The organism is Scytonema sp. UIC 10036 (assembly GCF_009725235.1).
Genome location: NZ_WJFC01000019.1, coordinates 1 through 20,211, shown reverse-complemented (window position 1 = coordinate 20,211; position 20,211 = coordinate 1). Strand labels below are relative to the sequence as shown.

Genomic DNA, 20,211 nt, shown 5'->3' with positions numbered 1-20,211 from the left:
AAATGAAGCAGATCCCCATAAAAGTTCTTCTTGTTGATGATGACGAAGATGATTACACGTTAACTCGTGATTGGTTTCGGGAATTCCAGCTTTGCCACTGCAAGTTGGAATGGGTGAGTACTTATGAGTCGGCAAAGGAGGCAATAACAGCACATCAACATGATATTTATCTTGTTGATTACCGTTTGGGAGCGCATAATGGGTTAGACTTGTTGCGCGAAGTTATATCTTTAGGCTGTTCTTCCCCAGTTATTTTACTGACAGGTAAAGGAGACAGGGAGATAGACATTGAGGCAATGAAAGCAGGTGCAGCAGATTATTTAGAAAAAGGTCAATTAACTGCGCCTCTCCTCGAACGTGCCATCCGCTATGCTTTTGAGCGCAAAAGGGCAGAATTAAAAATACGCGAACAGGCAGCTTTACTAGATGTTGCCACAGACGCAATTTTTGTCTGTGATTTAGAGAAGAAAATTTTATTTTGGAATAAAGCAGCTGAAAATCTTTATGCTTGGCAAGCTGCTGAGGCGATTGGTAAGAAAACTTTAGAACTTTGGGAAGAAAAAGATAAAGCACAAGTACAACTCGCTATTAATACTTTAATGAAAAATGGTTCTTGGGAAGGAGAGCTACATCAAAAAACCAAGTTAGGCAAACAAATTATTGTTGAAAGTCGCTGGACGCTAGTACAGGAGTTTGAGAAAAAACTACAAACTATCCTAGTGGTTAATAGTGATATTACAGAAAAAAAAGAACTGGAAACACAATTTTTCCGTACCCAACGCTTAGAGAGTATTGGGACTTTGGCAAGCGGGATTGCTCATGACCTGAACAATGTTCTTGCGCCTATTTTGATGACAGCACAGCTTCTGGAATCACAACTCCATGATGAACGCAGCAAGCGGCTATTACCTATTTTGATATCCAACGCCAAACGGGGAGCCAAATTAGTCAAGCAAGTGCTTTCTTTTACTCGCGGTATCGAGGGCGATCGCACTCTTTTACAATTAACTCACTTGCTTAGAGAAATCCAGCAAGTTGTGAAAGAAACATTTCCCAAATCCATTGAATTTTCCTGTCAAGTACCGCAAAATCTCTGGCCTGTTTCTGCAGACCCTACCCAACTACATCAAGTTTTAATGAATTTATGTGTGAATGCTCGTGATGCTATGCCCAATGGAGGTTCCCTAACCATTTCTGCTGAGAATCTTTTAGTTGACGAGAACTACGCCAGAATGCACATGGATGCTCGTGTTGGGTCTTTTGTTGTCATCTCTGTTGCAGATACTGGAATTGGTATTCCAGCTGAGATTGTAGACCGCATTTTTGAACCATTTTTTACCACAAAAGAAATTGGTAAAGGTACGGGTCTAGGTCTTTCTACGGTACTTGGTATTGTCAAAAGTCACAACGGCTTTATCAACGTATACAGCGAAGAGGGCAAAGGCAGCGAGTTTAGAGTGTATTTACCAGCACAAGAAGCTATAGAACCTCTTGAAGATCGAGAAACGGATTTACCAGGCGGTAATGGAGAATTGATTTTGGTTGTAGATGACGAAGATTCAATTCGAGATGTGACCAAAACATCCTTGGAAAGCCATAATTATAAAGCAATTGTGGCTGGTGATGGCATTGAAGCAATTGCCCTTTATGCTGAATATCGAGATAAAATATCTCTTGTTGTGACAGATATGGTCATGCCATCCATGGATGGGTTGACAACCATTCGCACGCTCCAAAAGATTAATCCAGAAGTGAGAATCATTGCCGTTAGCGGGCTTGCCTCCACTGAAAAGATTAATGCCATTACAGAAGTCGGGGTGAAAGCTTTTTTACCCAAACCGTACACAGCAAAGCAACTTTTGTTCGCTATTAAAGAGCTAGTGGCTAATGGCTAATGGCTAATGGCTAATGGCTAATGGCTAATGGTTAATTGTTAAGTTAGTACGTGTGGAAGACAGCCCATTACATTAAGGACTTAGCAAATAGAATTTTCGGCAAAATTGTATAATTATGACCAATCAACGTTCTGAAATTTTAGCGGTTAACGACGCTTTCTACCGAGCTTTTGAAAAAAAAGATATCGAAGCAATGGGCGCAGTGTGGTCGCAAGGAACAGCTAGTCTTTGCATCCACCCAGGCTGGAATGTGTTAAAGGGTTGGAAAGATATTCAGAGTTCCTGGGTAAACATCTTTAAAAATACGGCTTATGTTGAGATTGATACTGACATCATTACTACAGAGGTTCGCGAGAACATTGCTTATGTTGTCTTGATAGAAAATGTTCTCCAAATTGCAAATGGAAGAAAACTTAAAGCTCAATCCATAGCAACAAACGTATTTGAACTTCTGGGTGGTAAGTGGTACTTAGTTCACCATCATGCTAGCCCAGTGATGCGCTGAAGAGCTTGAGGGATAAGGGGAACAAGGTAGAATCTTCTACCTTGTCTCCCTTGTCTACCCTGTCTACCCTGTCTACCCTGTCTACCTGTCTACCCTGTCTACCCTGTCTACCCTGTCTCCCTTGTCTCCCTTGTCTCCCTTGTCTACCTTGTCTCCCTTGTCTCCCTTGTCTTTCTTAATCTCCAATCAGCTCAACACCATCTCGTCCATCAAGTTCTTGTAAGAAAACTTTAACAATTTCATCTTTTGCCGTGGGCAATTGCTTGCCAACAAAATCTGGATGAATTGGTACTTCACGGTGACCTCTATCCACTAGTACTGCTAAACGAATTGACTCGGGTCTACCATATTCATTCACTGCATTCAAAGCTGCACGAATTGTCCGCCCTTTATAAATAACGTCATCTACGAGAACAACTGTTTTACCTGTCAGGTCAAATGGGATATAGGTTTTTATAGGCGTCCGCAACCCTATGCGATCGAGATCGTCACGATAAAATGTAATATCCAATGCTCCTACTTCTGGTGCTACACCTTCAAGCGCCTCAATTTGACGTGCCAACATATGAGCTAATGGCACACCTCTGGTGTAAATACCTATTAAAGCCAGTCGGGATATGATTGGCGTTTTTTCTATAATTTGAGAGGCAAGGCGATTGGCAGTACGACGGAGTTCCTGTGGTGAGAGAATTTCAACAACTTTGGCTTGAGTTGATAAAACCATAGATTGATACCCTGAATATAGAGCAAGGGGTCAGGAATAAGACTTTGTGAATAAAGGGGTGTACAACTCCTCACTCTTCACGGCTCACTCCTAACTTTTAGTTATTCCCTATATTAATAATTACCTGTTTTTACTTGAGGTGTGTACTACTCTCGTTACAATATGGCATCAACTTTTGAGCTGAAGTTGTGTTTGTAACTGCTGCACCTGCTCAACTGATAGCCCCGTGACTTGTGCGATCGCCCTTGGCGCAAGCCGTACCCGGCTTATCGCTCGCTCCTCAATAGTACTTTTATTGTCTAAAGTTCTCCAATATAGGCTAAACTTGTCCATATTGTTGAGTGGATAAATTAAATGGCTGTATACAGACCACACGAATTTGCAGTTCTTATTGGAAAGTCAACATCGACATTACGACGGTGGGATAGAGAAGGGAGATTACCAGCAAAAAGAGGAAAAGGAAATCAACGATATTACATAGATGAAGATATAGCAATTGCCCTCAACCTAGAATCGCCATCAAAAAAAGGAAAAACGGTGGTTTATTACCGTGTCTCCACTCAAGTACAAAAAGCCGATTTAGAGCACCAAAGGCAAGCCTTGGAGACATATGCTGTAAATGCAGGAATAGCCGTAGATGATTGGATTAAAGATTTAGGTAGTGGACTGAATTTTAAGCGCAAAAATTTTTTGAATTTAATGAAGGAAGTACGGATGGGAGAAATTTCCCATATAATTATCGCACACAAAGATAGATTATGCCGTTTTGGATTCGAGTTTATAGAAGAATTCTGCTCTTGGTATGGTTGTAGCATTACCGTTGTCAATCAATTAACATTATCTCCACAACAAGAATTAGTAGAAGACCTCCTCGCAATTATTCATTGCTTCAGTTCAAGGCTTTATAGCTTACGCAAGTACAAAACTGAAATAAAAAAGCTAATCGAGATGGAAGAATCGGTTTGACAAACTTGTGCAGAGTTGATTATACTTTATCAAGCTAAGATGTAATTTATAATACTAGCTATACTCAACCAAAGCAAAAAACAAAAGCGGGTGAGTTGTAGGGCGCGAGCAATAGAACTTGCGGTAATGGGATTCTTTGCGTCTCCAAGCAAAGGTTTGTGCTTTGCAACGCCTCGATACCAGTTCGTACCCCCCACCTGTACGCCCAAAATAGCAGCGTAGACGCATTCACTCCAACCGGAGTTGGGACTCGGATCGGCGATCGCATCTCGACGGCAAATTTGCCAAACGTACAAGGGTTTCCCAGAAAGAAGTGCAAGAGTGAATACTGTCAAACGACACGGAATCCAAGTTAAGCAATCTTCTACACGAGCACTAAACCATCCCAAATATGTATATGGAGCTTCTCGATAACCTATCATTGAATCAAGAGTGCTACTTGCTTTATATGCTAAAGCGAGGGGAGTAGGGCCTACAATTGGCACAAATACACCGACAATTGCATAGAAAAGAGGAGCCATGACTCCATCAGTAGCATTTTCTGTTACCGTTTCTAGAATAGCTCGCAATATTTCTGATTCTGTCAATTTATCGGTATCTCGTCCAACATAGTTACTTAAAAGAACGCGTGCTTCTGACAAGTTTCCTGTTGTTAAAGCTTGTAAAACTGTTTGAGCTGCATCTCTCAAACTTCGACCTGCAAAACAGCTGGCTAACAGTACACACTCCAATGTTATTCCCAAAAGTGGATGCAACAATTTGGTAATTAGAATAAGGAAGTACCCAATAATGCCACTACCAATTATTAAGATGATACCGATCGCAATTCCTGCTATGCGTTGTGTCACAAAATCATGACAATAGGTTAAAGCAAATTTTGTGAGGCGAGAAATGCTCCACCCCATAACTTGGACTGGATGGGGTAAACCCCAAGGATCGCCTATTAAGTAATCTATAGTAGCAGCGACAATGAGAACAACAGTAGAGGTCATCTATCGTTGGTTAGTAGTTGGTAGTTAGTAGTTAGTGGTGATTTGCCACTAACCACTAACCACTAACCACTAACGACTCTATTAAACAATAAAACTAGCTTCTTCGCCAAGAGAAGCTTGCCAACTCCGAGCATCATAATAAAGATCTGCCAGAGTAATACTGTATATCGCTTCTTTCAGTTTTTGGTGCAATCTCTTCCACAGGGTGTGAGTTACCCAATCTTCTGCTTGTGTTGGAGAAGCTTGGTGATGGGGTAAAGGTTCAATCGTTTCACCGACTGCTTCTAAAATTTCTCCCAAAGAAATTTGTGAGGGCGATCGCGCAAGTTGGTAACCTCCGATGCTACCGCGAATAGATTTTACCAGCCCTGCACGACGTATTTCTATTAGTAGTTTCTCCAGGTAAGGCGCTGGGATATTTTGGCGTGCGGCGATGACTTTAGTAGATACAGGGCCGTATTCTGGCTGTAAGCTCAAATCAAGCAATGCTTTTACACTATAGTGTCCTCTGGTCGTTAGTTTCATTTTAGTTATTAGTCATTAGTCATTGGTCAAGTGGTCACTAGTCATTAGTCATTGGTCAGGTGGTCGCTGGTCAGGTGGTCACTGGTTAGAACAAAGGACAAAGGACTTTTGACAAAGGACAAAGGACTAAAGTTCAGTTTTGCTTATCATTCTGTGTGCCAATTATCGCAATTGCTGCAAGTAGGCAACCCTTGTAGCTTGGTTTAGGAAACTTAAACAAACATGGGGTGACAGTCTTCAAAAACTTAAAAACTATAGCTATCACCATTATGTATCTTCTTTAGACTATATTCTATTGGAAAAATGAAGTGCGATCGCAAAATTTTGCTGTGAAGATGTAATATACTTAGCTAAGCTAAGAGGAAAATAAAAGGTTTCTGCTCGCATTACCTCAACCTCAGCTAAAATAAAGTCGATTAATCCTATTTGACCATTCGTTTGTGAATTAAGTTGATGGCTAAACAGAAAAAAATTGAACCCCTAGTCGGAGAAGATCTGCTCAGAAAAGTCAAAGAGCTAGAGCACCTCAGCAAAGAAGAAAAAGCTAAACAATGCGGCTACTACACCGTAACCAAAAACGGTATCGAGCGCGTCAACATGATGAAATTCTTAAATGCCCTAATTGATGCTGAGGGCATTCAGTTAGACAGTGCTCCTAGTGCAAACGGGCGAGGCGGACGCAGTGCTAGCTATAGAATCAGCGTGCAGTCGAACGGTAACTTATTGATAGGTTCAGCCTACACAAAACAAATGAATCTCAAGCCTGGAGACGAGTTTGTCATTACTTTAGGCAAAAAACACATTCGTTTGAGGCAAATAGACTCTGAAGAGAGAGAAGGTGCTGAGGCGATAGAAGCTTTAGTCTAAAGAGTTATTGGTCATTAGTCATTGGTCATTAGTCATTGGTCATTGGTCATTGGTCATTGGTCATGAGTTTAAGACTAATGACAAAGGACTAATGACAAAGGACAAAGGACAAAGGACTAATGACTAATGACACCTGTTTTTATAGTCATTGGTAAGTAATGACGAAGAGACCTGCGCGTGACTGCAACGTTGCAGGTCAAAACGATTTGCTCGCGTTCCAATAAACCTAAAATTCGTTCTTGGTTATCTCGGGCGACTACAGGTAGCTGATGCAAACCTCGCCCTGCCATTCGATCTAAAGCTTCAGCGAGAGGTTCATCAAGCCATGCGTAAAGAAGCTCGGTAGTGGAAATATCCAAGAGTGTTTGTTTGGCTATGTCAGCCCGAAGTTCACTTGATGAATTTGGGTATTTTTCCCAAACAGAAAGAGCACGGTTGATATCTTCTAGAGAGACGATACCAACAAGTTGTCCTGCATCATTAACAACTAAAGCGCTGCGGCATAAGTCTCCTGTCATTTCCAAAGCTGCTTCAATCACCGTCATGGTTGATAGTAGCTTTTTGGGGGAAGAGAGCATAGCATCTTCTACTAAAATTTGCCGTAAAATTTCTGCTTGTTCGTCTTTCAATTCAGAAAGACCAATTTGTTGTAGGTTGGAGTTGGAGTTGGAGTTTGGCTTCATTCTCTCTATCAACCAAACACTTAGACCCACCGCCGCCATTAAAGGTAAGACAATACGGTAGTCTCTGGTTAATTCAAACAACATTAAAATTGCCGTAAGCGGTGCTCTGACACTTGCAGCCAAAACAGCAGCCATTCCTACCATTGCATAAGCAGGAGGACCTGCCATAAATTGACCAATATCAGGTGCGAACCACGCTAAAATCTTGGCATAAGCCGCTCCAAAGGAAGCGCCTAAAAACATGGCAGGAGCAAACAAACCACCGACAAAACCACTACCAGCACTAATAGCTGTCATCAGAAGCTTTGCCACCAGGAGCACAACGAGCAGTTGTAAAGAAAATTCTGCATCTTGCAGCGTCGCTTCTACAGTGCCATACCCAATCCCCAAAATTTGAGGGAAGTATATGGCAACTGTACCAACAATGACCCCACCAATAACAGGATGAATTGGTTCGGGTATGCGTTTCATCCATTGGAAATAGGGTATTTTTCCATGGAAACAAGCTTTTGCCAGACGAATCGATTGGGTATAGGCAAGAGAAACTACACTAGCTCCCAAACCTAAGCCAAGATATAAAGGTAATTCCAAAGGGCTGCGGACTTGATAAGCAGGTAAGGCAAACGCAGGCTGTGCGCCCAAGCCAATTTGAGCGATGAGTGCTGCAACAACTGCGGCTAGTAACACCACGCTAACAGCAGAAGTAGCAAAGGCAGTCGTACCCAAGACGACTTCCAAAGCAAAAAAAACTCCCGCAATTGGAGCGTTAAATCCAGCAGCTAAGCCAGCAGCAGCACCAGCGCCCAAAAGCAAGCGCTGTCTTTCTTGTGAGACTTGCTGCACAACAGACAACAGCAAACCAAAATTAGCCCCAATTTCTACACTAGGTCCTTCTGGTCCTAGTGAAGCACCGCTCCCCAAAGATACGGATGCAGCCAGCATTTTGGTAACAGGTCGTAGTTTTCGCTGGATTTCCCCAGGGGAGGAGGCGGCGATCAGAGATGAGAGTCCCGGACCAAAATCAGAGGTACGCCAGCGCATGAAACCGACAATCATTCCACCCAGGGTAGGGACACAAGCTAAAGTCCAAGCGCCCCAAGCCCCAATCGCACCCATAAAATTTTCCAGCATGAGGTGGTGAATGATTTCAATGAGGTAGTGAAATGTGACCACCCCCATGCCACTACCACCTCCTATAAGCACGGCTAAAAACAGAACTACACTTTCTGGAGATGGCTGAAAACGGTTAAGCAAATCGGTAAATCGGGCAGAAAGGAAGTGAAAAGCAGGTTGTTCCACAACCTTCCTCAATTGAGTAGAAGGCAAAAGGCTCATTGGGTAGAGGAGTAAATCTAATAAAAAATTTAAATTTTTATGTCTTACACTTCATTGTGAGCGATTATTTATCAACCAGACAAGTAAAAACTGGGGATCGGGCATTGGGAATTGGGAATTGGGAATTGGTGATTCATATTTCTCCCATGCCTAATGCCCAATGCCCCATGCCCAATGCCCAATGCCCAATGTTCAACCCTCTACGAACATTCATCATGCCTGTTTATTAAATTTACAAAGCTTTGGTTAAAAGATTGCAAGCACTCAAAATTTTTGCGGAGACAATGCTTAAATGAGAAAGAATAGAAGGTCAGCAAAAGAATAAAGGATAAACTATGAAGGATAAAGGATGAAGTTCCCGCCTGTCAAGGGCGCGGCTTGAACCATACGGTAAATACTGAAGTGCTTGAACAGAGATTGCGCCCACAAGGGTAAGGTTTGAGGTCATTTCTTCACTTTATCCTTTATCCTTTACACTTCACACTTCTTGCGAGTTATAAACTACACACTTCAAACAGAGGCGTGGTGGCTTTCCTAGCACTAGAATTGTAGGGGAAACCGGAACACGAAGAATTCAGTGACTGATGGCTGATGTCAAAACACTGGGTGCTCTACGTAAGTGTCACCGGAATTTCTATATAGCTGTTGTTTTGTTATTAAAGCGAGTAAGTAGACTAGGCGGACGAGGTAGATGAATACACACATCTTTGATAATCATTATTTGACTTGCCCCATTTGTCAGAAGAACGCTGCACGAAAACCGATGAAAGCGTGCATAGGATTGTTTTCTTGTCCGTACTGTCAGGAAAGGCTAGTCGTTTGTCAAAGCGGTCATTACGTCCGCGATCCTTTTTCCTACAAACAGCAGGTAGCTGTCTCATCTTCCCTACGCCGTCAAAGCAGACCCTTAGCTAGGATTTTACGGGATTTTGTTATTCTCAAGCATCCTTTAGTGGCGCTAGTTGTAGGAAGTGCTATTTTGCTGGGTGCTCTCGGCATAACCCAGCAACAAACTACAACCTACGACACTCCAGAACTTCCAAAGACAGAGAAGCAGCTTTAAATTGGTTAATTGTTAGTGGTTAGTGGTTGCTGGTTAGTGGTTAGTGGAATAACTAACAACCAACAACTAACCACCAACAACCAACAACACTTAATTTTTTGTAATCAGTACCCAACCGGATGTTTGGTCAATTTGCTTCACAGAATCTAAATGTAGGTTTTCACGTGCAGTTTCATCTAGCAAGAAGTAGGGTTGCTTGTCGTTTCGCCAGTAACTATCGAGTTGAACAACAGATGCAGGAATAATAGTGCGATCGCTATAAAAATCTAATGATGGGCGATGATATGGGAAAGATGTATAAATCTTTTTTGTACCGGGTGGCGCTGCTCTTTGTATCATTTCAGCGACTGGTTTGACAGGATAGGCTTCCCCTAATTCCCAAACCCAATGCTTTGAGTACATTAATAGCACCAGCGACACATAAGTACCCCAAAACAGAACTTTCAGGAATTGCCCGTCACCTCGTTCTGCTAAAACAGCAGCTAAGGCCATTGTCAACGCCACTGCAGCAAAAAGCAGTTGTAACTCCGATTGAGAAACACTCCCTATACTGTAGTATATGCAGCCTGCGATCGCCACTAACGCTAACAGAGCTAAAGAAACTATCCAAGTGCGGGGATAGGGTGAAAGCAATTGTGAATCTTCAGTTTCTGAGAGTTTTGCCCCAAAAGCTAGGGCTAAGCTGGGGTAGATGGGAAATACGTACCAAGGCAGTTTGGTACTCATTAAAGATATAGAAATTAAGTAAACACTACTCCATACCAATACCAGTTTTGCCCAGCTAAGGTTACGATTTTCCCAGGTTAAACGCCAACTTGAAGGTAAGAAAATTAGCCAAGGCCAAGTGTACTTGAAAATTTCCAAAAGGTAGTACCAAGGTGGTCCGGAATGATTCTCAACCGATTCCCAAAGACGGCTGAAGGACTGATCGACCATCCCAACTTTGGTAAATATCTCACCGTAATGTACCCATTGAGCACCGTACCAAAATGCGACAGGTACACTGCCAATGAAAATTCCCAACCACATATACCAACTGCGTAACAGTCTTGGTGTATCCCAAAAAAGAAATAAAAGTGCGATCGCACCCAATAATAAACCAAGTATACTTTTTGTTAGGCAAATTAACCCAAAACTAATGCCAACTCCAAGACAGTAACGTAAGTTGCGACGCGAGCGCAGCAAACAAAGCATCATCAGCATAAAGAAACAGACAACAGCCCCATCTAACATAGCTAATCGTCCGTGACGCACCACAGGTAGCATGGTGAGGTAAATTAAAGCGCTGTAGACTGCAGCACGACGTTTGCGAAATATTTCTCGACCAATGTAATAAAGCAAAGGTACTGAAACCGCCGTCAGCATAGCCCCAGGTAAGCGGGAAGCCCATTCATTGACTCCCCAGAGAGAGTAAGCCCCAGCAATCAGCAAATGCATGAGCGGTGGTTTGTTGTGATAAGGTTCTCCGCCCAGTGTTGGATAAAGCCAAGGCATTGAAGCTGCGGGCGATCGCATAATTTCACGTGCTACTTGTGCGACAGTACCTTCATCCCAATCCCGCAGTGGTAATTCTCCAAGATTTATGGTAAAGAGTAATACAGCTGCCAAAAGCAGCACGATCAACCATACCCAATCGATCCACTGTTCCGCCGACCGATACTGTTTTTCCAGACGACCCCAAAGAAAGCTTCCTTCTTGCATAATCTAGGATAATTACTGTGCTTGCTGGTTGTTGAATGAAACTCCTGACGCAATGTAGACTTGAATGTTGCCTTTCATCAAATCTCCTAGATTTTAAATTAACTTATATTTCGTCGTAAAGATTTTTTCACTGCTTTTTTTGGTTTATCTATTTTTCTTAAGTAAGAGAGTGAAAGTGGTTCCAATTAAGACTAAGATCGGATATTAATTCCTGCGTGGAGAAGAAATTTATGAATCTACCTGCTATGTTTGACGTTGTTCTCGGCTTAATATTTATTTATTTAATTTTAAGCTTACTAGCCTCAGAAATTCAAGAATTGATTGCAACTTTATTGCAATGGCGGGCTGCACACTTAAAAAAGTCAGTTGAAATTTTTTTATCAGGCAATGTTACAAGCCAAGACCAATATCAGGAATTACAGTCAGTTGTCGAATTAGCAAATAAACTTTATGACAATCCCTTAATTAAAAATATTAACCAAGAAGCTAAAGGATGGTTTGAGTCCTTACCCCGAAAATTCACTTGGGCGATCGCATCATTAGTTCGTTCTTTATTCTCCTCCAAACATAGAGGTCAACAAACTCTCTTTGGGAAAAGCAAACATACCGGACCATCATACATTCCAGCAGATATTTATGCGATAACTCTGTTAGAAGTACTAGAAATTCCAACATTAGTTCGTTGGCTAACTGAAGGGAGGCTAGAAAAATTCAAAACAGCACGAATCAATGAAATCAGAAGTCTTTTAAATCAATTGCAACAACAGCCCGTTCAAGATGAAAAAATGCGGAGATTTTTTGATCGACTCGTACTGAATCTTCAAGATTTAGAAAAAGACTACAATGACATCGTTAAAAACTATAGAGAAAACAAAAATAATATAACAGCCAGTGTTGAACGTATGGATATAAGTTTCAAGAGATTTATAGAGGATTTTCCCAAAGAACTTTCAACCCAGGAGCCATATAGCCAAGTTTTCAAAAAATTGGAATATTACCAACAAGATATTTTTGGTAATACCCAGCAAACAATGTTAATTGGAGGATTGCAACCCAGTATTGATGAAGTGGTTGGAGTTATTAATAAAAATAGTGCCATTTATCAAGAAGTAAAGACTATTTTTAAAAGTAAAGATGGAGCAGCATATCAAGAAATTCAAAAATTAATTGAGAATTTACCTCCATCCGTTGTTGATAATATTTCAGTTTTAGCAAAGCGTGCTGGAACAAAAATAGAAAATACACGTGAAGGAATTGATAGATTGCGACAAGAAATTGAATCGGCTTTTGATAGCTCTATGGAAAGAGCTTCTGGGGTGTACAAACGTAATGCCAAAGGTGTAGGGATTTTAATTGGCTTGGTACTTGCTGTTGCAGCCAATGCAGATGCTTTTCACATGGTTAATAGATTATCAAAAGATTCAGCGCTGAGAAATATCATTGTTCAAAACGCTGAAAAATTATCAAATCCTAACATCAATAATTTTTCAACAGTAGGAGACATAAAAAAGCTAACCGATGATGCTGACAATATTCTCACAGCAGTTTCTCTACCTATTGGTTGGACTCCTGCTAACTTATCACAACAGTTTCGCTTAATAGCACCACAAGAACCCGTCATTACACTTCCTAGAATTCTAAGAATGATACCAGGTTGGATAGTCAGTGGTTTTGCTATTGCAATGGGTGCGCCCTTTTGGTTCGATGTACTCAGTAAATTTATGAATGTAAGAAATGCAGGCAAACGTCCTCAAGCCAAAAAAAGTGTAAATGAGGCTAATGGCTAATGGCTAATGGCTAATGGCTAATTGCTAATGGCTAATTTCTTATTGCTAATGGCTAATGGCTAATGGCTAATGGCTAATTGCTAATTGCTAATAGCATTTATTTGGTTCGTAGTAGCGCTGTCTTCGTATGCATTGTAGCAATCCCCACTTGTGTAAAGTACAGGATATCAAACTAACCGCAGCCTGTAGCTGATAGACACAGATAAATTTGTACCTCAATGACTACTCCCTTAACCATTAGCAATTAGCCATTAGCTATTAGCAATATTAAAAAATAAAAATAACCCTTAATTGCCAATCCTTATCTTCACGAACAATCTCAATTTGCCGAATAAACTCACGGAAGTAAAACCTTCGTTCCGCCTCAGACAAATCCAACCAAAACTGAGGAATAGAAACTGCTTGAGCGACAGAACGTAAATTCACTGGTGGTAGAGTCGCCAACTTCGCTTGAAGTTCTGATATTTCTACACGGACTTTATATGCTCTTAACTGAGATGTTTCTGCATCCAAGACACCAGCCTCCACCAAATCGGGTAACTGCTTGAGTATTTCTTGTTGGCGCAAAATCGCTTGATTTAAATTATGTTTCACCGTATCTAGCTGAGGAGAATCTATTCCAGCTACCGCAAGAGGTAAGTCTTGACAAATAATTGCAATAGTCTGTTCTAATACCTCTTGATATGGTATGGCGCGACACTTAGGACTTTTGGAACAGCTAATTGGGCGTAGATAAAGGTATTCTTTGTCTTGCTTGCGTATGGTAACACGGGTAATTGTCATGTGTGATTGACATTCACCACAAATCGCTAAACCTGCTAAAGAACGTGGTGCGCTAGCTGTTCTTCGGGGTAAACGGCTGTTGCGGCGTAATAGCCTGTCAACTTGGGCTGCTTCTTCTCTACTAATAATAGAAGCATGAGTATCGGAAATAATTTCTCCATTGTGATAAGCCGTATCACCACGGTAAACTGGATTTGTTAACCAACGGCGTCCTGTAGTGACAGAGATTTTTTTACCATATTTTTTTGCTAGGTAACGGACTGCGCCTCGCAGAGAACCATAAAGTAAGAAATTATCAAAGAAATCTTTGACAACTGGGGAAGTACTGCGGTCTACAGTGTATTTTCCTTTACCTCTGCGGTAACCGTAGGGTGCTTTACCGGGAGGCGGTGCGGCTTCTAAACGGTTGCGGGCGTGTCCTTGACGTATGCGGCGACTCTTTTGCTGATGTTGTATCTCGTGGAGGAGTTTGAGCAAGTCAGCATGGATGTTGGGGCTTTTTTGTGAAGAGTTATAATTTTGTTCAATCGCAATGAGTGTGACTCCCATTGTTTCTAGTTCTGTGAGGTGGGAAGTCACTTCTTCTATGGTGTCTCCTAATTCTTCTAGGCGGCGAATGAGGAGATGCGTGGGGGTTTCGGTTTTGCAGTCGTTGAGTAGTTTTTGTAGTTCAGTCCTTTTTCCTATATCTTGGTATGTTCTTTCTATCTCCCATCCCCAGGTTGTGGGATCGGGGTTTTGTTCTAGTATGGGATCGCTGTAGGTGTAGGCGAAGGTTTTCATTTATAAACCGCAAAGACGCGAAGGGCGCTAGGGGAAGATGTGTAGGCTGGGTTGAGGAACGAAACCCAGCAATCTTTATCTTTCATTGCTGGCTGAGTTCAACAATGTTACCATCTGGATCTTTGGTAAAGACGGCTGGACGTCCGGAAGCACTGGGTTGAATGGGAAAGTTGTTGTCTATAAGTTGCTGTTTGGCTATGTCTAAGTCAGCGACTGAGAAGGCGATGTGGGCGTTGCGTCCCCATTTTTCGTTTTGGGGTTCGGGTATGGATGGGGCGGCAATGAGGTGAATTTGGTAGTTTCCTATTTGATACCATGCACCTAAGAATTTTAAGGAACGTTCTACTTTGGGTAATCCTAGCACTGTTCCGTAGAAATGCTCGGCTTTGTCTAAGTCGGTGACGAGAATGGCTGTGTGGAGATATTGGGTAATCTTCATTGTTGCGGGGTTATGAAACTCGACTATATTGTATGATTAAATATTGATTATTAAAACTCACGCAAAGTCGCAAAGGCGCGAAGAAAAACTCAATTCCTAAGAGGTTGTTTGAAAAGTGGTTAGTTGTAATTTTAATCACATTATTACCCCCCTTTTTGGGCTGTTTTCCTCAAACCCTTTCTCTATAACACTTTTGCAATTGTTAAGAAAGATCCGGGTCATGGATAGCTTGTAGAGGGGGGAAATAAGAAAAATCCGGTTCCCGGACCAATACATCGATCTGGGTTAGGGAGGGGTAAAAAATATTTGATACACCAATTGTGACTTTTCAAACATCCTCTAAGATCGCTAGTTAATCGGACTTGACATAACAAGATTAGGAGTCCTTTACAACTTGACAAAGTTTATGGAAAGGGAAGCCTTTCTAATAGCTGCCGCGCTGAAGAAGCCCAATATTCATCGTTATATTCAACATAAATTTTTAACGCTTTTTGTAAATTAGCTCTTGCTTCTGCGTAATTTTCCTGTGCTTGTGCAAGTGTTCCCAAACAGTAATACGTACTAGCGAGTGAGTAGCGATCGCCAGATTCGATGTAGATTGCCAAAGCTTGCTGATAATATTGCCGCGCTTCTTCAAACTCCCGTAACTCTTGGGCGACTATTCCCAATTGGTGGTATGTGCTTGCACTTGAGTAGCGATCGCCAAATTCGATGTAGATTGCTAAAGCTTGTTGATAATATTGCTGCGCCTCCTCATATGAGCGCAACTCTTGGGCTAAATATCCCAATTGGTGGTATGTGCTCGCACTTGAATAGCGAGCGCCGAATTCGATGTAGATTGCCAAAGCTTGTTGATAATATTGCCGCGCTTCTTCAAACTCCCGTAACTCTTGGGCTAAATATCCCAATTGGTGGTATGTGCTCGCACTTGAGTAGCGAGCGCCGAATTCGATGTAGATTGCCAAAGCTTGTTGATAATATTGCCGCGCCTCCTCATATGAGCGCAACTCTTGGGCGACTATTCCCAATTGGTGGTATGTGCTTGCACTTGAGTAGCGATCGCCTATCTGTTGCTCAATTTCTAAACATTGATGATAAAGGTTAGTTGCTTGTTGAAATTGTCTTAATTCCAGATAAGTATTTCCCAAGCCCAACAAAGAAGCAATTTCACCTCGATGGTTACCAATTCTTTGTGAAATCCTTAAAGACTCTTCATAGCAAAGAATTGCCCTGTTAAAATCCCTTTGTTGATAATAAGCTTTTCCTAATGTATTTAAAACTTCTGCTTGAAATGATGAATCTTTGCTGTTCTTAGCAATTGTTGCAGCTTCTTCTAAATACTCTCTTGCTTTTTCAATATTTCTTTGACTTAAATATGCGACTCCAAGTTGATGTAGTATGTTACTGTAACTGTGTAAATTTTCTCCTGTTACCCAATTGCCTGTTTGTTTGTATTCCATTAACAGGCGATGCAGCAAATCTATGCGTTCTTGTTTTTCTGGTTTTTCTAATGTGTCTATTGGTTGGTTAAAGTTAAGAGTTTGAGCAAGGGTGTCTTCTCTTGTAAATTGGGGTGTTTTGAAACGAAAAACTCCCGACCTCCAAGCCCAAAAATCAGGGGCAAATTTTGCTAAGCGGGTGAGTGCAAAATCAGGCAATATAAATAATATAGGATGTGGAAGTGTTTTTTTATAAGTATCTCTGACAAAATTTAGGTCTTGTAAAACTGGAGGATAATCTCCAAAAACACCTATAGAATTTTCTAACTGACGTACAATCAAAACTAATTTTTTGTTTGAATTTATCTGGTTTTTTGGTATTTTTTTTACAATCTCATCTTTTAAAAAACGTAAATTAGGGTCAGGAAAATCAAGTGGGACAAATTGAATACCCTGGCATTCAGGATGGTTTTTGAGCGCTTCAATTAAAAATTCTCCATCTTGATAGAAATTGATTTCAACAAAGCCAATTGTAAACTTCTCGGCAAAGTCTATAAATGTTATTAACTCCGCAAAAGTTTGTTGATTGATTGCAAGAAATTGACCTCTTTCTATCTCAAGATGGTTGGGAGAGAGCGGATTTGAGGGCTGCTTGAAAGAATTTATTTTGTTTCACCACTGGGTTTGGATAATTCCATCGCTTATCCCCGTTGTATTCTAAAACTGAGGTGTTAAAAAGCATTTTAAATTATAGAAAAAAAAACAACAACAGCGTAGCTGGTATAATTGACAGCCCTAGCTTGTGGCGATCGCGCTTTAGTCGATCTCTACACATCAATCCCAACAGCGAAGACACTACAAACCAAATATACACATTTGCTCTACTAGTAGCAATTAAACTTTGAAAAAAGTAAATCTATCATTGGATATATTTTAAAATTTTTCCACTATGAGTATTATAGTGTTGGGGTTAAAGTCTGATATAACAGTACTAAAGCCTTAAAATTGTGTTCATTTTTTTGAAAGATTGCAGATATGGTGAATTAAAGCTGTAAATACAAGCCTAATTCACTTTATAATTACTAGATGAAGTTACGGCAGCAATCATAGTAGAATCATTAGTGGTGCCAAATTAGGAGTGGGGGGTAAGCTATTGTTTGCCCGTGTAGGAGGGGCGAATGGTCTTGTACCTAAGCGCCCGTACAGGAGTTATTTCTTAAATCACCCATTAGCCTCTCTGTACGACTATGAAATATCAGGCACCCAATCAAAGTTTAAAAAAGTATAAAACTATACAACGTAAGTTTGAACGCTTGGATTTGGATACTCAATTCCTGATTTTGTACGCATCCAAGCAAGTCCAACGGTTTGCTGCTAACCCTAAAGAGATTGTGCTAGGAAAAGATGTTCGTTTGGGCTTTCCTGAATTTATTGGTCTTGAAGATATTTTGATTCCTATCTTAAAAGGAGAACAGGAACTCTTTGAATTAAAATCTCTAATGAGAACATCTGGTAGAGAAAGTCACCTGTATTTTGATATATATATTCTGCGGAATGGATGTGAAAGTTATCATGAAAATAGGTTAACAATACTTTTTGAAGATACAACAGAGACAACGATTGCTAAACAACAACAGAAAAATATAAAAATTTTATATGATATTATATTTACATATAAAAGTTACATAGAAAAAGCACTCGCTGCAATGGCAGAAGCTTTGTTAGTAACAACGAAATCGGGAAAAATTAAGAAAGTGAATCGTGCTGCATTGGAGTTATTTGGTTATCAGGAAGAAGAATTAATAAATCAGCCTATATCTTTATTATTTGATGATAATACATTACTACAAAAAGCTATTCAGCAGAGATATTTATTTAAAAAGTATTTTCAAAATATAGAAATAATTTGTCGAACTAAAGAAAAAGAAAAACTGTTGATAGGGTTTTCTTGCTCGGTAATTCCGTCTAAAACAGATGGTTGTACAGATATAATTTACATCGGAAGAGATATTACGGCTCAAAAGAGCAGGCAGCAAGGAATTAGTACGCAATACACCATAACTCGGATTCTTTTAGAATCAAAAAGTATCAAACAGGCAATTCCCAAAATTTTACAGGCTATATGTGAGTGTTTGGGATGGGATTTGGGCGAACTTTGGACGGCAAATGAGTACATAACACTATCGTCACAGCAAGATTGCGCTCATTCAGTCCTCAGATGTGTGGAAATTTGGTCGAGTCGAACGGTTGCAATCCGAGAGTTTAAAGCAGTGACTTGGCAAACGACTTACACTCCCAGTACTGGTTTTCCAGGTCGAATATGGTCAAATCAATCACCTCTTTGGATTGAGAATTTTTCACAGCCAGAAAATTTTGACAGAGAGTGCGATCGCAACGCATCTTTGCGTGAAATACCACAGTCTGGTGATGTGCGATCGCAAGCGGCTGTAGAATCGGAATTGCGATCGGCATTTGGCTTTCCCATTTTGGATAATGGAGAAATGTTAGGAGTTATGACTTTCTTTAGTCAGAATATACAGTCACAAAATGCAGAACTATTGCAAATGATGGTTTCTGTTGGGCATCAAATTTCTCAGTTTATTAAATCCAAACTATCAGAGGAAGTACTTGTAGAACGGGAAGAACGCTATCGAGATTTATTGGAGAATGCAGATGAATTAATTCAATGCGTCACTCCTTACGGTCAATTTGAGTATGTTAACCGAGCATGGCTCAAAACTTTGGGATACTTAGAGATGGAAGTCAACCAGCTTTATTTGTTTGATATCATTCATCCCGATTTTCGGGAACAATACCGACATATTCTTTATCAGGTAATGTCCGGAATAAAGCTCAACCAAGTGACAATTGCATTTGTCTCTAAACACGGTCAGAAAATTTTTGTTGAAGGAAATATTAACTGCAAATTTGTCAAGGGAAAACCCGTTTTAACGCGTGGTATTTTTCGGAATGTGACTCAGCGTGTTGCAGTAGAAGAAGCACAGCGCCACGAGCAAGAACAAACCGAGCGTTTGTTGCTCAATATTTTGCCAGAAGCTATTTTTACCCGTTTAAAAGAAGAACCCGGTACGATAGCAGAACACTTTACTGATGTGAGTGTTCTGTTTGCCGATATTGTTGGCTTTACCGAAATCGCCTCTCAAATTAGCGCCATTCAACTTGTCAAGATATTAAACCAGATTTTTTCCATGTTCGATCGCCTGACCGAACAATATAGTTTAGAGAAAATTAAAACTATTGGTGATGCTTACATGGTTGTTGGCGGTTTACCAGTGCGCCACCCAAATCATGCCCAAGCCATTGCTTGTATGGCGCTAGATATGCAAACTGCAATTAATGAGTTTAACTCTGAAAACAAGCAAAACTTTAGTATACGAGTCGGAATCCACAGCGGACCTGTAGTAGCAGGAGTCATTGGTATCAAAAAAGTCAGCTACGATCTCTGGGGAGATACGGTAAACATAGCCCATCGGATGGAATCCCAAGGTTTGGCTGGCAAAATTCAGGTTACAGAAGCTATGTACCAAAAGTTACTTCATGAATTTGTATTTCAAAAACGGGGTGAAATTGAGATCAAAGGCAAAGGTAAGATGACAACTTATTTGATGATTGGGAGGAAATAAGGTTGGTTAGTGGTTAGTGGTTAGTGGTTAGTGGTTAGTGGTTAGTGGTTATTGGTTAGTGGTTAGTGGTTAGTGGTTAG

17 protein-coding genes are annotated in these 20,211 nt (G+C 40.7%); 8 read left to right on the top strand and 9 right to left on the bottom strand.

What is annotated here, in order from left to right:
• The first annotated feature begins 2 nt into the window (after positions 1–2).
• On the top strand, positions 3–1,895 hold the full coding sequence (locus F7734_RS11405) for a response regulator (RefSeq protein WP_155744763.1): 1,893 nt from the start codon (positions 3–5) through the stop codon (positions 1,893–1,895).
• Between the two features lie 115 nt (positions 1,896–2,010).
• Positions 2,011–2,400 (top strand): nuclear transport factor 2 family protein, encoded by a 390-nt coding sequence (locus F7734_RS11400; protein WP_155744762.1) that lies wholly within the window; start codon positions 2,011–2,013, stop codon positions 2,398–2,400.
• A 175-nt stretch (positions 2,401–2,575) separates the two neighbouring features.
• Here F7734_RS11400 and pyrR read toward each other — a convergent pair whose 3' ends face one another.
• Positions 2,576–3,124, bottom strand: a complete 549-nt coding sequence (pyrR, locus tag F7734_RS11395) for a bifunctional pyr operon transcriptional regulator/uracil phosphoribosyltransferase PyrR (protein WP_155744761.1) — start codon at positions 3,122–3,124, stop codon at positions 2,576–2,578.
• Between the two features lie 168 nt (positions 3,125–3,292).
• Positions 3,293–3,457, bottom strand: coding sequence for a hypothetical protein (locus F7734_RS11390; protein ID WP_155744760.1), 165 nt, complete (start codon positions 3,455–3,457; stop codon positions 3,293–3,295).
• 21 nt (positions 3,458–3,478) lie between these two features.
• Between F7734_RS11390 and F7734_RS11385 the strand changes: the two genes are divergently transcribed.
• Positions 3,479–4,090, top strand: a complete 612-nt coding sequence (locus F7734_RS11385) for an IS607 family transposase (RefSeq protein ID WP_155744759.1) — start codon at positions 3,479–3,481, stop codon at positions 4,088–4,090.
• Positions 4,091–4,119: 29 nt separating this feature from the next.
• Here the strand turns inward: F7734_RS11385 and cbiB are convergent, their stop codons facing one another.
• Complete coding sequence (gene cbiB, locus F7734_RS11380; protein ID WP_155744758.1) at positions 4,120–5,082, bottom strand: adenosylcobinamide-phosphate synthase CbiB; 963 nt, start codon at positions 5,080–5,082, stop codon at positions 4,120–4,122.
• Positions 5,083–5,163: 81 nt separating this feature from the next.
• The gene (locus F7734_RS11375; protein ID WP_155744757.1) at positions 5,164–5,607 is read right to left on the bottom strand and encodes an RrF2 family transcriptional regulator; all 444 of its coding nucleotides are present in this window, start codon (positions 5,605–5,607) and stop codon (positions 5,164–5,166) included.
• A 453-nt stretch (positions 5,608–6,060) separates the two neighbouring features.
• On the opposite strand from F7734_RS11375, the gene F7734_RS11370 reads away from it, so the two are divergent.
• The gene (locus tag F7734_RS11370) at positions 6,061–6,474 is read left to right on the top strand and encodes an AbrB family transcriptional regulator (RefSeq protein ID WP_155744756.1); all 414 of its coding nucleotides are present in this window, start codon (positions 6,061–6,063) and stop codon (positions 6,472–6,474) included.
• A gap of 116 nt (positions 6,475–6,590) precedes the next feature.
• Here the strand turns inward: F7734_RS11370 and F7734_RS11365 are convergent, their stop codons facing one another.
• Positions 6,591–8,492 (bottom strand): chloride channel protein, encoded by a 1,902-nt coding sequence (locus F7734_RS11365; protein ID WP_155744755.1) that lies wholly within the window; start codon positions 8,490–8,492, stop codon positions 6,591–6,593.
• 56 nt (positions 8,493–8,548) lie between these two features.
• On the opposite strand from F7734_RS11365, the gene F7734_RS11360 reads away from it, so the two are divergent.
• Together F7734_RS11360 and F7734_RS11355 are read left to right on the top strand one after the other, a co-directional pair.
• A complete protein-coding gene (locus tag F7734_RS11360; protein WP_155744754.1) occupies positions 8,549–8,722 on the top strand; it encodes a hypothetical protein in 174 nt (57 codons plus the stop codon).
• Positions 8,723–9,183: 461 nt separating this feature from the next.
• Positions 9,184–9,555 carry a hypothetical protein gene (locus tag F7734_RS11355; protein ID WP_155744753.1) on the top strand — a complete coding sequence of 124 codons (372 nt, stop codon included), beginning with the start codon at positions 9,184–9,186 and terminating at the stop codon, positions 9,553–9,555.
• Positions 9,556–9,645: 90 nt separating this feature from the next.
• On the opposite strand, the gene F7734_RS11350 is transcribed toward F7734_RS11355, so the two are convergent.
• Positions 9,646–11,256, bottom strand: a complete 1,611-nt coding sequence (locus tag F7734_RS11350) for a glycosyltransferase family 39 protein (RefSeq protein WP_155744752.1) — start codon at positions 11,254–11,256, stop codon at positions 9,646–9,648.
• A gap of 230 nt (positions 11,257–11,486) precedes the next feature.
• On the opposite strand from F7734_RS11350, the gene F7734_RS11345 reads away from it, so the two are divergent.
• Positions 11,487–13,043 (top strand): hypothetical protein, encoded by a 1,557-nt coding sequence (locus tag F7734_RS11345; RefSeq protein WP_155744751.1) that lies wholly within the window; start codon positions 11,487–11,489, stop codon positions 13,041–13,043.
• A 267-nt stretch (positions 13,044–13,310) separates the two neighbouring features.
• On the opposite strand, the gene F7734_RS11340 is transcribed toward F7734_RS11345, so the two are convergent.
• From F7734_RS11340 to F7734_RS11330, 3 genes are all read right to left on the bottom strand, one after another.
• Positions 13,311–14,609: a recombinase family protein gene (locus F7734_RS11340; protein ID WP_155744750.1), complete on the bottom strand. Its 1,299-nt coding sequence runs from the start codon at positions 14,607–14,609 to the stop codon at positions 13,311–13,313.
• Between the two features lie 82 nt (positions 14,610–14,691).
• Positions 14,692–15,048, bottom strand: coding sequence for a VOC family protein (locus tag F7734_RS11335; RefSeq protein ID WP_155744749.1), 357 nt, complete (start codon positions 15,046–15,048; stop codon positions 14,692–14,694).
• 404 nt (positions 15,049–15,452) lie between these two features.
• Positions 15,453–16,829 carry a tetratricopeptide repeat protein gene (locus F7734_RS11330; RefSeq protein WP_243146818.1) on the bottom strand — a complete coding sequence of 459 codons (1,377 nt, stop codon included), beginning with the start codon at positions 16,827–16,829 and terminating at the stop codon, positions 15,453–15,455.
• Positions 16,830–17,734: 905 nt separating this feature from the next.
• On the opposite strand from F7734_RS11330, the gene F7734_RS11325 reads away from it, so the two are divergent.
• Positions 17,735–20,131, top strand: coding sequence for an adenylate/guanylate cyclase domain-containing protein (locus tag F7734_RS11325; RefSeq protein ID WP_155744748.1), 2,397 nt, complete (start codon positions 17,735–17,737; stop codon positions 20,129–20,131).
• Positions 20,132–20,211 lie beyond the last annotated feature (80 nt).

Coding starts and splice junctions, on each gene's coding strand:
- F7734_RS11335 (WP_155744749.1), bottom strand. CDS start 15,048: ATGAAGATTACCCAATATCTCCACACAGCCATTCTCGTCACCGACTTA.
- F7734_RS11325 (WP_155744748.1), top strand. CDS start 17,735: ATGAAATATCAGGCACCCAATCAAAGTTTAAAAAAGTATAAAACTATA.
- cbiB (WP_155744758.1), bottom strand. CDS start 5,082: ATGACCTCTACTGTTGTTCTCATTGTCGCTGCTACTATAGATTACTTA.
- F7734_RS11350 (WP_155744752.1), bottom strand. CDS start 11,256: ATGCAAGAAGGAAGCTTTCTTTGGGGTCGTCTGGAAAAACAGTATCGG.
- pyrR (WP_155744761.1), bottom strand. CDS start 3,124: ATGGTTTTATCAACTCAAGCCAAAGTTGTTGAAATTCTCTCACCACAG.
- F7734_RS11365 (WP_155744755.1), bottom strand. CDS start 8,492: ATGAGCCTTTTGCCTTCTACTCAATTGAGGAAGGTTGTGGAACAACCT.
- F7734_RS11405 (WP_155744763.1), top strand. CDS start 3: ATGAAGCAGATCCCCATAAAAGTTCTTCTTGTTGATGATGACGAAGAT.
- F7734_RS11385 (WP_155744759.1), top strand. CDS start 3,479: ATGGCTGTATACAGACCACACGAATTTGCAGTTCTTATTGGAAAGTCA.
- F7734_RS11370 (WP_155744756.1), top strand. CDS start 6,061: ATGGCTAAACAGAAAAAAATTGAACCCCTAGTCGGAGAAGATCTGCTC.
- F7734_RS11400 (WP_155744762.1), top strand. CDS start 2,011: ATGACCAATCAACGTTCTGAAATTTTAGCGGTTAACGACGCTTTCTAC.
- F7734_RS11345 (WP_155744751.1), top strand. CDS start 11,487: ATGAATCTACCTGCTATGTTTGACGTTGTTCTCGGCTTAATATTTATT.
- F7734_RS11375 (WP_155744757.1), bottom strand. CDS start 5,607: ATGAAACTAACGACCAGAGGACACTATAGTGTAAAAGCATTGCTTGAT.
- F7734_RS11355 (WP_155744753.1), top strand. CDS start 9,184: ATGAATACACACATCTTTGATAATCATTATTTGACTTGCCCCATTTGT.
- F7734_RS11390 (WP_155744760.1), bottom strand. CDS start 3,457: ATGGACAAGTTTAGCCTATATTGGAGAACTTTAGACAATAAAAGTACT.
- F7734_RS11340 (WP_155744750.1), bottom strand. CDS start 14,609: ATGAAAACCTTCGCCTACACCTACAGCGATCCCATACTAGAACAAAAC.